11 protein-coding genes are annotated in these 13,335 nt (G+C 42.2%); 10 read left to right on the forward strand and 1 reads right to left on the reverse strand.

Annotated elements, in window-relative coordinates; all coding sequences use genetic code 11:
* Nucleotides 1-54 precede the first annotated feature (54 nt).
* From RBB56_RS12795 to RBB56_RS12820, 6 genes are all read left to right on the forward strand, one after another.
* Complete coding sequence (locus RBB56_RS12795) at nt 55-1,008, forward strand: glycosyltransferase (protein WP_306719358.1); 954 nt, start codon at nt 55-57, stop codon at nt 1,006-1,008.
* Nucleotides 1,005-1,766 (forward strand): glycosyltransferase, encoded by a 762-nt coding sequence (locus RBB56_RS12800; protein ID WP_306719359.1) that lies wholly within the window; start codon nt 1,005-1,007, stop codon nt 1,764-1,766. The genes RBB56_RS12795 and RBB56_RS12800 overlap by 4 nt, the downstream gene beginning before the upstream one ends.
* Nucleotides 1,750-2,847: a DegT/DnrJ/EryC1/StrS family aminotransferase gene (locus tag RBB56_RS12805; protein ID WP_306719360.1), complete on the forward strand. Its 1,098-nt coding sequence runs from the start codon at nt 1,750-1,752 to the stop codon at nt 2,845-2,847. The genes RBB56_RS12800 and RBB56_RS12805 overlap by 17 nt, the downstream gene beginning before the upstream one ends.
* Before the next feature lie 34 nt (nt 2,848-2,881).
* Nucleotides 2,882-4,423 (forward strand): DUF6056 family protein, encoded by a 1,542-nt coding sequence (locus RBB56_RS12810; RefSeq protein WP_306719361.1) that lies wholly within the window; start codon nt 2,882-2,884, stop codon nt 4,421-4,423.
* A 155-nt stretch (nt 4,424-4,578) separates the two neighbouring features.
* Entirely contained in the window at nt 4,579-6,357 is a 1,779-nt protein-coding gene (locus RBB56_RS12815; RefSeq protein ID WP_306719362.1) for an HAD-IIIC family phosphatase, read from the forward strand.
* An 85-nt stretch (nt 6,358-6,442) separates the two neighbouring features.
* Entirely contained in the window at nt 6,443-6,682 is a 240-nt protein-coding gene (locus tag RBB56_RS12820; RefSeq protein WP_306719363.1) for an acyl carrier protein, read from the forward strand.
* A gap of 83 nt (nt 6,683-6,765) precedes the next feature.
* Here RBB56_RS12820 and RBB56_RS12825 read toward each other — a convergent pair whose 3' ends face one another.
* Complete coding sequence (locus RBB56_RS12825) at nt 6,766-7,215, reverse strand: VOC family protein (protein WP_306719365.1); 450 nt, start codon at nt 7,213-7,215, stop codon at nt 6,766-6,768.
* 46 nt (nt 7,216-7,261) lie between these two features.
* Between RBB56_RS12825 and RBB56_RS12830 the strand changes: the two genes are divergently transcribed.
* The 4 genes from RBB56_RS12830 (at nt 7,262) to RBB56_RS12845 (ending at nt 13,327) form a co-directional block, all read left to right on the forward strand.
* Complete coding sequence (locus RBB56_RS12830; RefSeq protein WP_306719366.1) at nt 7,262-8,797, forward strand: MBOAT family O-acyltransferase; 1,536 nt, start codon at nt 7,262-7,264, stop codon at nt 8,795-8,797.
* Nucleotides 8,798-9,219: 422 nt separating this feature from the next.
* Complete coding sequence (locus tag RBB56_RS12835; RefSeq protein WP_306719367.1) at nt 9,220-10,158, forward strand: glycosyltransferase family 2 protein; 939 nt, start codon at nt 9,220-9,222, stop codon at nt 10,156-10,158.
* A complete protein-coding gene (locus tag RBB56_RS12840) occupies nt 10,142-11,560 on the forward strand; it encodes a hypothetical protein (RefSeq protein ID WP_306719368.1) in 1,419 nt (472 codons plus the stop codon). The genes RBB56_RS12835 and RBB56_RS12840 overlap by 17 nt, the downstream gene beginning before the upstream one ends.
* Nucleotides 11,561-11,566: 6 nt before the next feature.
* Nucleotides 11,567-13,327: a DUF6044 family protein gene (locus tag RBB56_RS12845; protein ID WP_306719369.1), complete on the forward strand. Its 1,761-nt coding sequence runs from the start codon at nt 11,567-11,569 to the stop codon at nt 13,325-13,327.
* Nucleotides 13,328-13,335 lie beyond the last annotated feature (8 nt).

The raw sequence follows: 13,335 nt of genomic DNA on the forward strand, positions 1-13,335 counted from the left end.
GCAAAGCGAGTGTGCAAAAAATATATTTTGGCCGCTTGCGGACAAGGTATTATTATGCATAACAGTGGGAAAGAAAAGAAGTTTATATCTTTGGTAGTTTATCTTCATAATGTGGAGGAATATGTGGTACGTTTTTTGGATACTGTCCTTCCTTTATGCGAAGAGCGGTTTGAGGCGTTTGAAATTGTTTGTGTGAATGATGGCTGTCAGGATGGCACGATAGAACGTCTAAAAGAATATTTGGAACAAAAGCAGATACGCTCTATGGTCAATATTATTCATATGAGCTTTTTCCAGGGATTGGAAAGTGCCATGAATGCGGGCAGAGATATTGCTATCGGGGATTTCGTTTATGAATTTGATGATATCTTTGTGGATTATAAGCCGGAAATGCTCTTTCAAGTTTATGAAAAGTTGTTAGAGGGTAATGATATTGTGGCAGCAAGCAGCAAAGGAAAAATGCATCTGACGTCCCGGTTATTTTATTCGTTGTATAATAAGACAAGCAGAAGTAAAGGAAAAATTGGCCCGGAAACCTTCCGGATTGTTTCCAGAAGGGCGATTAATAGAATTAAATCCATGGGGCAATATATACCATATCGTAAGGCTGTATATATGAACTGCGGACTGCAGACGGAGACAATCCATTATGAAAGTGCGGATGCGGATGCAAGAATCCGAAATAAGAAAGTAGCTTCGGAAAGGACATCTCTGGCGCTCGATTCCTTTATTTATTTTACCAATGTGTTAGAGCGAGTATCCGCTATTATCAGTGGCATCTTCCTGTTTCTTACTGTTGGTATGGGAATTTACATTATATTTGACATTTTGAATGCGCATCAGACAGCAGAGGGATGGTTATCCACGATGAGTTTTCTAGCCTTTGGCTTTTTTGGAGTATTCACATTGCTTACAATCATATTGAAGTATTTATCGGTTATTTTGAATCTGATTTTCAGACAGCAAAGATATCTTGTAACAGATATAGAAAAGGTGGTAAAACGGTGAGTAATGAGACAATAAGCATTCATATTTTGTTTCCCGTATTGAATGAGCGGCTGCGGCTGCGAGGTGGGATTGAGAAGACGATGGAATATTTGAAGGAAAATGTATCCATACCATACCGTTTGACGATTCTGGATAACGGTTCCCAGGACGAGACACCGCAGATTGGCAAGGAGCTTGCGAAAAAGTACCCGGAAGTATCTTACGTGCGCGTGGGAGAACGGGGAGTAGGCGTTGCCTTTCGAAAGGGAATTGAAATAAATCAAAGTGAAATTGTAGGATATATGGACATTGATCTGTCCACAGATATTAGATATCTCGGAGAAACAATCGCATTATTTCATAAGGATCCGACACTGCAATATGTAAATGGCACGAGATTCAGTAAGGAATCGGAGACAAGCGGCAGGAAGTGGTATCGTAAAATCACATCCAAAGGATTGGTCATTCTATTAAAAACTATTTTTCATATGAAAGCTACAGATGCAGTTTGTGGTTTTACCTTTTTGCGAAAGGAAGCGGCAGAAAAGCTGGTGGCCGAAAGCAGTAAGGAAAATGGTTGGTTCTATACGATAGAGCTTCTGCTTCGTGCGGAGAAGGCGGGTATGAACATCTGCGATATGCCGGTGGAGTGGCAAGAGGATTACAATACTACGGTCAAGATTTTTCCGACGATACGCAATTACCTCGTGCAGATATACAAGCTGCACAAGGCCTTTATGGAGGAGAGGAAGGGGAAGCAGAATGCTAAAGCGAATTGATTTGACACGAGACTATCAGAAGCATAAAAAGGAATATTTAGAGGCAATAGAAGCTGTTTGTGAGGAAACGGCTTTTTCGGGCGGTAAATATGCGGACCGGTTCGATGGAGAATTTGCGGCTTATTGTAACGTGCCTTATGCGGCAGGTGTTAATAACGGCACCTCAGCTTTACACTGTGCCATGGTAGCCCTTGGAATCGGAGCAGGAGATGAAGTGATCGTTCCGGCCAATACCTTCATCGCTACGGCATGGGGAGTGACCTATACAGGTGCGACGCCAATATTCGTAGACTGTACGTGCGATACGTGGGAAATTGATCCGGATAAAATAGAAGAGAAAATAACCGAGAGGACAAAGGCGATTCTCGGTGTACATTTATACGGGCAGCCCTTCGATTTTGACAAGGTAAAGGAAATTGCGGATAAATATCAGTTATTCGTCGTGGAAGATTGTGCGCAGGCTCACGGAGCTGAGTATAAGGGTAAGCTGGTCGGCAGCCTGGGAGAGATGGGGTGCTTTAGCTTTTATCCGGGTAAGAATTTATATGCCTTCGGAGAGGGTGGTAGTGTAACCTGCAGTAAAAAAGAATACTTCGATACCATTACCACGATGAAGAATCAAGGCAGTCAAGTGCGTTATTATCACAATATGGTGGGTTATAATTATAGGTTGGAAGGAATTCAGGGAGCCGTTCTCAGTGTCAGCTTAAAGTATTTGCCTTTTTGGACGGAGCAGCGAAGGGAAATAGGGGCCCGTTACCTTAGCGAAATTACGAATTCGCTTATTACGATGCAGGCGCACCCGGAAGATACCCATCCGGTCTTTCATTTATTTGTGATCACAGTGGATGAACCGGATGATTTTATCGCTTATATGGAGAAAAAAGAAATAGAATGCAATAAGCATTATCCGGTACCTTGCCACTTGCAGAAAGCATACGAAAATCTTGGTTATCAGGAAGGGGATTGCCCGAATGCGGAATATCTGGCATCTCATTGTGTTACCCTTCCGTTGTTTCCGGAAATGGCGGAAGAAGAGGTGGATATGGTAATCGGTGCATGTAATGATTATCCGGGATAAAGTATTGGGGAAAGGCATAAGGTGTTTACTAATTATGAGAAAGACATGGTTGTTACATATGAAAAAGCTGGAAGAGATTTTGCAGAAAGCAGTTACGCCTAAAACTGCCGCCGTTTTGCTGACGGTAGTGTATGTGGCCAGTTTAATTCCTCTTTTTCTAATAGCCAAGTATAATTATCCGAGTGCGGATGACTATGGAATCAGCTCAACCTGCAGGCAGGTGTGGGTGGACACCCATTCCCTGTTTTTAGTAATCGGGCAGGCTGCCTTGATGGCATGGCACGATTATATTAATTGGATGGGATATTTTACATCTATATTTTTAATGGCGCTTCATCCGGGAGTATTCGGAGAACAGTTCTATTTTCTAACGACATGGATTATGACAGGTATTGTAAGCTTCGCTACGATATATCTTTTTCGGGCAATTCTGGTGAAGGGATTTGGTGCGGATAAATATATAAGCCACTGTATATCTATCATCGTGCTATTCGTTTCGATTCAGTGTATGGTCGGAAGGGTTGAAGCTCTTTATTGGTATTGCGGGGCAGTCAATTATATCGTATTACACGGTATGTCCTTGTTTTTTTTCGGAACGCTTATTTCCTCTGTTTATGACAAGGGGAAGAAACGGGTGTGGGACCTGACGCTCGCTTCTGTGCTCGGCTTTCTGACAGGGGGAGGCAATCAGATGACGGCGCTGAATGTGGCGGTCGTATTGGCAGCAGCAATTATTCTAATCACTTATCGAAGGGGATGGAAGGCGAAGAAAGCGATTTCAATACCGATGGGCTTATTTTTCTTGGGCTTTCTTTTGAATATAGCGGCTCCCGGGAATTGGGTGCGGGCAGGAGGCATAGCGGGTATGAACCCGGTAAAAGCGGTGTTCGTTTCCTTTTATTACTGCCTTGATTATGCGATGGGGGAATGGACGGGATGGCCTGTTATTTTAATGATTCTTATGCTGATTCCTCTCTTCTGGCATATGGCAGGAAGGGTAGTGTTTACATTTCCTTATCCGGCGGCAGCGGTACTATTCGGGTTTTGCCTTGTGTCGGCGATCATAACGCCGCCCCTATTCGCTGTTGGCAATATAGAAGCCGGGAGGCTGCAGGCGCTGATGTATCTGATGTATGTTCTTGTCCTTTCCTTGTCGGTAGGGTATGTTACGGGATGGGCGAGGAAACATATAGGTAAGATGGGAGAGAAAGCGGAGGCAGAAGTTTCCGACAGCAGGTTTTCGTTAACCTCCATATGGTGTCTGTTAAGCTGTCTTTTCTTTTTTGCATTTGCATCGGTATTAACGGTTATACCGGAGCCTCACTATTTTACCTTTACTTCAGCAATAACAGACCTTTCCAATGGCAGTGCGAAAGCGTATGGGGAAGTGCTTAGGGAGAGGACAGAAATATACAACAACGGCAGCCGAGGTATTTTGGAAGTGGAGCCGTTACCGGCACAGCCCAAGCTATTGTATTTCGATGATATTACGGAAGATGCCCAGGATTGGAAGAACAGGGGACTTGCCAGATATTATGAAATAGAAGGAGTTATTGTGAAGACAAACGTAAATTAAACCGCATATTATTATGGGAAGAGGAAGATGGTGCATTATCATAGGTAATGGATGATACACTGGATTGCGGCAAATAATAAAGTGTGTTAAAATACAAGGCGGATACCGGTGTGTCCGCCTTGAAATAAATGTAGAAATGTCAGGAGAGTCGGAATTTGAGAGAGTTGGAATATCCCTTTGACAGTGATTATATTTTGAAAAAGTCAAAAAAACTGAAGCGTATGTTGTTAGAGAGCGATACGCCGCGCCTTAAGAAGAAGATAGCGGTGCTCGGCGGAAGCACGACTCATGATATCATCCGTGTATTAGAACTTTTTCTCTTGGATAGCGGAATCGAAGTGGAAGTGTATGAATCGGAGTATGGGCAGTATTTTCAAGAAGCAATGTTTGAAAATGAAGCTCTTTTAACTTTTGCTCCGGATATTATTTTCATTCATACGAGCAATCGAAATATTGCGGCATATCCGCAGCTGGGAGATAGTAAGGAGCAGGTAGAAGAACTGCTTTTTTCCCAGTATGAGCATTTCTCAGCTATGTGGGACAGACTTTCTACTGCTTATCACTGTCCTATAATACAGAATAATTTTGAATATCCCTTTTATCGCCTGCTCGGCAATAAGGATGCCAGCGATATACATGGCAGAATTCGATTTATTACCCGCTTAAACGAGCTTTTCTACGGTTATGCGGAAAGTCATGAGAATTTTTATATTAACGATATCAACTATATGGCAGCCGCTTATGGACTGGATGAGTGGGCAGACCCTTTCTATTGGCATATGTATAAATATTGCATGTGCATGAAGGCGATTCCTGAGTTTTCTTTTAATCTTTCACATATGATGAAAGCGATTTTCGGGAAGAATAAGAAGGCGCTTGTACTCGATCTGGACAATACGTTATGGGGCGGCATTGTTGGGGATGATGGTGCAGAAAACTTGGAAATTGGACAAGAAACATCCCTCGGACAAGTATACACAGAATTCCAAAGTTATATAAAGGCTCAGAAGGAAATTGGGGTTATGCTTAATGTCAGTTCCAAAAATGAGGAAGAAAACGCACTTGCAGGCCTCAATCACCCGGAGGGCATACTGAAGCCGGATGATTTCATTCTGATTAAGGCCAATTGGGAACCGAAGAGTATGAATATCGATCATATTGCTTCCCAGTTGAATATCCTGCCGGACAGCCTGGTATTCGTAGATGATAATCCGGCAGAGCGGGAGATTGTAAGGGCTCAGGTACCTGGCGTGGCGGTGCCGGAGATTGGAAGGCCGGAACAATATATACACATTTTAGATCGCTCCGGTTTCTTCGAGGTGACGGGACTTTCGGAGGATGATAGGAAGAGGAACGATATGTATAAGGCTAATCTGCTCCGCGAGAGTCAGCAGGCAGAATTTGCAGATTATGCGGAATACCTGCGTTCTCTTAGGATGAGCGGAACGATAAAGCCCTTTGAAAAGATGTATTTATCGAGGATCGCACAGCTTACAAATAAGAGTAATCAGTTCAATGTAACGACGAAACGGTATACCCAAAGCGAAATTGAACGAGTAGCCGGAACGCCGGAATATATTACCCTCTATGGAAAACTTGAGGATAAATTTGGGGATAACGGAATTGTTTCCGTTATCATCGGGCATAGAAAAGAGAAATCTTTGCATATCGATCTATGGCTTATGAGCTGTCGTGTATTAAAGAGAGATATGGAATATGCGATGATGGATTGTTTGGTGGAGGAATGCCGCAAGGAAGGAATTCCTGTGATTAAGGGCTATTATTATCCGACAGCGAAAAATAAGATGGTAAAGAACTTCTACGAATTGCAGGGGTTTATGAAGATAGAAGAGGATCAGGAAGGAAATACCGTGTGGGAATACATGATTCCCGAACAGTATGAAAATAAAAATAAAGTAATTGAGATAAGATAAGGTAATTAAGTAGGTAATTGCGAAACGATTAAGCAGTGAAAATTTCATACACAATAAGTGTAATTTATGAAGAAAGGAAAAAGTTATGACGAGAGAAGAAGTTTTTATTACATTAAATGAAGTATTTCGCGATGTGTTCGATGATGAGGAAATTACAGTAAACGAGGCGACAACTTCCGAGGATATCGAGGATTGGGATTCTTTGGAGCATATTAACCTTATCGCCGCTGTAGAGCAGGAGTTTGGAATGAAGTTCTCCATGGGACAGGTTGTCACCATGAAGAATGTAGGAGAGATGGCGGATATCATTCTAAGCCAAATATAATGATACCAGGGTCAAAAGGTCATATGTTTTAGGATTGCGAGAGCACAAAGTGCGTAGCAATCCGTAGGTATGGTCAAAATACCTTATGGATTTATTTCCAGCAGCTCAATCATGCCGAGACTGGCATTCATTAAGAAAGCGACTCGCTTGCCGGAAAGAGCAGGGGCTGGGGTAGGCATATCGATTGCGGTATAGCCATTTTGTGCAAGGGTAGACAGATCGTTCTCAAAATCGAAAGATTCGTAACAAAGATGGTAAGGACAGTTTTTATACTTTTTCAATAAGCCGGCAACGACGGAATCGGAATCGGTCGGTGAGACGAGTTCCACAAGGTAGCCGTCTTTTTCCATGAAACAAATGTTGATTTTGCGGTAGTCATCGTAGACGATGTCCTGTTGGATCGTATATCCCAGACGCTCGAATTCCGTTACTGCCGCATTTATTTTTTTGACTAAATATCCGATATGGTGTACTTTTAAATGAACCATTATAACTTTGAAGGCCTCCTTTTGAATATTACTGGCATTTAGCATGTACAAAACCGCTCGATAAGGAAACGCCGAGAAAGGATTTCGTTCTATGGGAGCAACATTTACATCCTTTTACTTTTTATGTTTTTATACAGCTATATTACTTATATATTATCTGATTCCGAAAAAAACGCAATGGATATTTTTACTTTTATCGAGTATTTTATATTATTTGCTTTCGGGAAACGGAATACTGATTCTATATCCGCTCCTCGCATGCCTGATCGCTTATGGAGGCATCCGGCTCATAAGTGGGACGGAAAGTGTAGGCCGTAAACGGATAGCGCTTTTCTCGGTCATTTTGTTTCTCGTGGGAGCTTTATTCATATTAAAATATGTGAATTTCGGTATTCATACGGTGAATGGAGTTGCAGGATTATTCGGAGCAGGGCGTGAAGTATTAACGGGATTTAAGTTCCTGGTGCCGTTGGGAATTTCTTTCTATACCTTTTCGATTCTGGGCTATGTGATCGATGTTTATAACGGAATTGCAATGCCGCAACGTAATCTCTTGAAGTTAACATTGTATGGAATGTATTTTCCTTCGATTTTATCGGGCCCTATTTTGAGGTACCGGGAAGATGGAGAACAGTTTTTCGCCCCGCATCCATTTTCTTATAAAGAAGTGACCTTCGGTCTGCAGAGGATGATATGGGGATTCTTTAAGACGATTGTCATTTCGGAGCGGATGCGGTTAATTGTGGATACGGTCTATGGAAATTACACAGACTATGCGGGTGCTTATATTTGGCTGGCAACGGTGTGCTATGCCTTCCAGCTCTATACGAACTTCTCCGGCTGTATGGATATCGTACTCGGTATGTCGCAGACCTTTGGATTGAAGCTTCCTGAGAATTTTGATACACCTTTCCTGTCCCAAAATATCTCGGAGTATTGGAGAAGATGGCATATTACCTTAGGTGTATGGATGAAAGAATATGTTTTTTATCCGCTTTTGCGAACAGAGACCTTTTCCAGGCTTTCCAAGCGTATGAGGGAGAAATTTGGCAAGAAAAGAGGGAAACAGCTCACGACCTTTATTGCGATGTTCGTGCTTTGGTTTACCGTAGGGATTTGGCATGGAGGTAACTGGAAGTATGTAATTGGTTCCGGTTTGCTTCATTGGCTTTACATTGTGTCAGGCGAGTTGTTATCTCCGTTTTTCGATAAATGCATGAAGAGACTTTCCATAGACCCGAAGAAGGGATGGGTGGATGCCTTTCGTGTACTTCGAACCTTTTTCCTCGTCAATATCGGCTTCGTCTTTTTTCGTGCGGATAGTACGAAGGATGCTTTTTATATGATAAAGGGTGCGGTCAGTGTATGGAACCCCGGCATATTCTTCGATGGTTCTATTTTCGGGCTTGGCTTGGATTTTATAGAGTTTACGATTGGAATTGTATCCTTACTTTTGCTTCTTATGGTATCCCTTTTGCAGCAAAAGGGAAGTGTCAGAGAGCGAATTGCAGGAAAGAGGCTTCCGGTAAGATGGGTAATCTGGTATGCGCTTTTATTCTATACGATATTGCTTGGATATTATGGACCGGGATATAGCGCGGCTGAGTTCATCTATCAGGGATTCTAGGTGCATGTTACTGTTCACACCTATGGTGTTCACAGCAACAATATCACACAAATTGCATAAAGAACATGCAATTTGGCGACCGAAGCACTCGCAAAATCGCATAGAAAGCGATTTTGACTTCGCGGAATAGTGGCTGTGAACAGTAACAGGTGCATTCTGCTGCTGTGAATAGTTACACTATTTTAATGGACGGTCAGGAGATATTCTGATAAAATGATACCAGGGTCAAAAGGTTATATGTTTCATGCTTGCATGAAAAAATATAACTTTGGGACCCGCAAAACATGAGAAAGTAGCCCAAGTAGGGCGGATTTCGAAGGTTTTAGGATTGTGAGAGCACAAAGTGCGTAGCAATCCGTAGGTATCATAGGGGGAAAATACCTTTTGACCCTAGAGACATAAAATGAGATGGAGAAATCAAGATGGATAAGATTGCAGTTTTGGTCCCATGTTATAATGAGGAGAAGACGATTGCCAAGGTAGTGGCCGATGCGAAAAAGGCGTTACCGGAGGCGGTGATTTATGTATATGATAACAATTCTACAGATCGTACGGTGGAACTTGCTGCGGAGGCAGGGGCCGTGGTGCGGCATGAATATATGCAAGGCAAGGGGAATGTAATTCGCAGAATGTTTCGTGAAATCCATGCACAGTGCTATGTGATGGTGGATGGAGATGACACTTATCCCATGGAATATGCCCCTGAAATGGTGGAAAAGGTGTTGGAACATCATGCGGATATGGTAGTGGGAGACCGCCTTTCTTCCACATATTTTACCGAGAACAAAAGACCTTTTCACAACATGGGAAATAGTCTGGTAAGAGGATCGATCAATCATTTGTTCGGATGCGAGATTAAAGATATTATGACAGGGTTCCGTGCATTTAGTTATGGGTTCGTGAAGACCTTTCCTGTGCTTTCCAAGGGCTTTGAGATAGAGACAGAAATGACGATCCATGCAGTTTCCAACAATATGCAGATTGAAAATGTGATTGTCGATTACCGTGACAGACCTGAGGGCAGCGAATCCAAGTTAAATACTTACTCGGACGGTATGCGTGTGCTTGGAACAATCGGGCGGCTATATAAAGATTATAAGCCTTTTGGCTTTTTCTCTTTATTATCATTTGGACTGGCTATTATCGCTATTGTTTTCTTTATTCCAATACTGATTGACTTTATCAGGACGGGGGTAGTGGAACGCTTTCCTACGTTATTTGTCTGTTGCTTTGTTATGCTGGCAGCAGTTCAGGCTTTTTTCGCAGGTATGATTCTGTCCAATATGGCATTGAAGAATAGAAGAGATTTTGAATTCCGATTGAATATGATTCAGGGGAAAATGAATGATGATGTGGATTGATAAGACAAAAAAATACAGGATAACCTTGGATAAATGGGAGATAGGCCTTGCGATCATATGCTTGGGCTTCTATCTCTTTTTTCCGTTTTATGACGGACCGGTATGGTGTGCGGATTCTCCCAGCTATGCGACGATGAATATTACAAGAGAGCCTCTGTATCCTACGTTCTTATGGATATTCCGAAGCCTGTTCGGCGAAGATAGATATCTTATGCCTGTAGTCTTGGCACAGAGTCTGTTGGCGGCATATGCAACGTGGAAGCTATCGGTTACTGTGAAAAGGTATAAGGATAACAGTAGGTCATTGGCCCTTTTGGCGGTGATTTTTCAGTTTGGGGTAACGATTCTTTGCCGGTTCGTGGCGATTCGCGGCTCCTCTTATATCGATAGCATTATGACGGAAGGATTAGGGCTATCTCTCTATGTGCTCTTTATCGTCCAGCTTTATCGGTATATGATGGAAGGAAAGAAGCGTAATCTGGCGGCGGTGGCATGCTATGCTCTTCTTCTGGTAAATCTGCGCAAACAGATGCTCATTACATTGGCTTTAATGGCGGCTGTCTTTTTCTTATACTATATTTTAAAAAAGAGGAGGATAAAAAAGATTCTGTTGTTGCTCGGGCTGACGGTATCTTTGTTTCTTGCCAGTAAGCTGACCGATCGTATTTATAATGCCTTTGTTCGTGGTGCATGGATTGAGCATTCCGGCAATTCCATGGGTATGCTATGCACTTTGATTTATACTTCGGGGAATAATGATATTTCTTTATTTGCAGAATCAACAGAGGAAGATGTGGTGCGTATATTATATGAAGAAATCTTATCTCAGGCGAAAGCTCAGGAACTTCATGTGACATATGCGCCGCGAGGTTGGGTGGACTTATCCACACATTATGCGGATAGTTACGATGCCATTGGTTATGGAATTATTAATCCCGTAATACAAGGATATATTGCGGAACATTTCGATTATTCAGAGATAGAAGCAGTAATGAAATATGATGAATATTGTAACCGAATGACAAAGGTTCTTCTTTTGCAGGATAAAGGAGATTTGACTTCTGTTCTTACCGCCAATATATGGAAGGGCTTTATCAATTCCATTGCAAGAGTGAATCCTTATCTGAATATTTATGTACTTTTGGCTTATGGATTTTATCTTTTTCTCTATATTATTTCGGCCTTCGGCCGCACAGGAAGGCAGCGGAAGCGGTGGGAAGATCCTGACAATACACTTACTTTTGCGGAGATTGTGTTAGGAGGAATTATTGTGAATAGCTTCGTGGTAGGAGTGATGATATTTACGCAGCCTCGTTATATGATTTATAACATGGGACTATTTTACTTGGCACTTTCTATGCTTATATATGATTTGATTTCTAGGAAAATAAGGAAATGGTGATGGGTTATGGCTGCGATAAAGAAAGTATTTAGCTATTGGTATCTTATACTTATTGCGATGTTTTTCTTATGTACATCGGCACTTTACCTATGGGTCGGCGAAGGAAGCTATATCGCGGTTCACGATAATCTGGATTTGTTCGTAGCTCAGTTCCAAATGATGAAAAATACAGGCAGTTTTTTCGCCCATGGGGTGGATGTGCCATTTCTTGGCGGAATCAGCAGAGATACCCTCCCTTCGGAATTCTCCCTTTATTCAGTACTGTATATGGTACTTCCTTCCTTCGCGGCATACATAATGGGGTATTTTTTGAAGATAGTAATTGCGATAGCATCCGTATGGCTGCTCGCAAGTGATTGGTACGGGGCGCAGATGAAGAAGTACCGGCCGCTGGTGATGTTGCTCGGATTCGCTTATGGAATCTTAAATGTTTTTCCAGCCTTTGGAATTCCTTTTGCATCCATTCCGCTGGTAGTTTATTTACTTCGCAAAATCTATAAAGAAGCATCTGTTCGCTGGTATCTTGCTCTTTTTTGTTATCCTTTTTTATCTTATTTTTCTTATTTCGGCTTCTTTATTCTGGCTTATCTTGTGGTGGGAATGATATGGCTGAGTATTCGGGATAAAAAAGTATCTCTTTCTTTACTGCTTGGTCTTATTGTGCTTTCTGCCGGTTACGTAGTATTTGAATATCGTTTATTTGGAATGATGTTGTTGGGCGGTGAGGAAACAATCCGATCAACAATAGTGGAGGCGGACTTGTCTGCGAAAGAAGTGGCGGAGCAGATTGTGGATGTGTGGAAAAAAGGTATGTTCCATGCGGAAAGTATGCATACAAAGCTGGTGCTGCCTATTTGTACCCTTTATTTCTTCTATTTGAACGGACGATATATAGTAAAAAGAAATATAAAAGGCGTCTTCCATGATATATATAATCTAGTGATGCTTATCCTTTTATTTAACAGCATTATATATGGGATTTATAATTGGGGTGATTTTCGGAGACTTGTGGAAACCCTTTTGCCGCCGCTTAAAGGATTTCAGTTTAACCGGACTATATTTTTCAGTCCGTTCTTGTGGTATGCCGCTTTCTTTCTTATTCTGCAAAGGGTCTATGATATCCCCGTTTCGCTTACAAAGAAAGTGGGATATCAAAGGGCTTTGTCCTGGTTAGCCAATGGGTTGGCTCTCGCGGCCGTTGCTGTGATTCTTTTCACCCCAAGTAAGTATAACGATTGGCGTGCTACGTGCAAAAATACGGCGCTGGAGCTTCTGAAAGGCAAAGTGAGCGATAGTATGTCCTATGGTGAATTCTACTCTGTGGAGTTATTTGAGGAAATAAAAAAAGACATTAACTATCAGGAGGAATGGTCGGTGGCATATGGTATTCATCCGGCTGTGCTTGAGTATAATGGCATTGCGACTTTGGATGGCTATCTTGGCTTTTATTCCAGTGAGTATAAGGCGGATTTCCGTAAGATGATTGCCCCCGCCTTGGAAAGGGTGGAGGCGAGTCGTATTTATTATGATGATTGGGGAGCCAGGGCATATCTGTATCCGGGAACAGATTTATCAGTGGTAAGCGCTACTTGGTCGATGGCGGTAACGGATTATGATTTGTATATGGATACGGAGGCTTTCCGGGCGTTGGGCGGCAAGTATATCTTTTCCCGTATTGAACTTGGAAATGCTCAGGAACTGGGGCTTACGTCAGTAGGAAGCTATGCGCGTCCCGGTTCACCCTATGTCATTTATTTATATGAATGATACCAGGG

It is taken from the genome of Kineothrix sp. MB12-C1, from assembly GCF_030863805.1.
Classification (GTDB): domain Bacteria; phylum Bacillota; class Clostridia; order Lachnospirales; family Lachnospiraceae; genus Kineothrix.

Excerpts from the sequence above, each read along its gene's own strand:
- RBB56_RS12795 (WP_306719358.1), top strand. The coding sequence starts at position 55 with ATGCATAACAGTGGGAAAGAAAAGAAGTTTATATCTTTGGTAGTTTAT.
- RBB56_RS12805 (WP_306719360.1), top strand. The coding sequence starts at position 1,750 with ATGCTAAAGCGAATTGATTTGACACGAGACTATCAGAAGCATAAAAAG.
- RBB56_RS12810 (WP_306719361.1), top strand. The coding sequence starts at position 2,882 with ATGAGAAAGACATGGTTGTTACATATGAAAAAGCTGGAAGAGATTTTG.
- RBB56_RS12820 (WP_306719363.1), top strand. The coding sequence starts at position 6,443 with ATGACGAGAGAAGAAGTTTTTATTACATTAAATGAAGTATTTCGCGAT.
- RBB56_RS12825 (WP_306719365.1), bottom strand. The coding sequence starts at position 7,215 with ATGCTAAATGCCAGTAATATTCAAAAGGAGGCCTTCAAAGTTATAATG.
- RBB56_RS12830 (WP_306719366.1), top strand. The coding sequence starts at position 7,262 with ATGGGAGCAACATTTACATCCTTTTACTTTTTATGTTTTTATACAGCT.
- RBB56_RS12835 (WP_306719367.1), top strand. The coding sequence starts at position 9,220 with ATGGATAAGATTGCAGTTTTGGTCCCATGTTATAATGAGGAGAAGACG.
- RBB56_RS12840 (WP_306719368.1), top strand. The coding sequence starts at position 10,142 with ATGATGATGTGGATTGATAAGACAAAAAAATACAGGATAACCTTGGAT.
- RBB56_RS12845 (WP_306719369.1), top strand. The coding sequence starts at position 11,567 with ATGGCTGCGATAAAGAAAGTATTTAGCTATTGGTATCTTATACTTATT.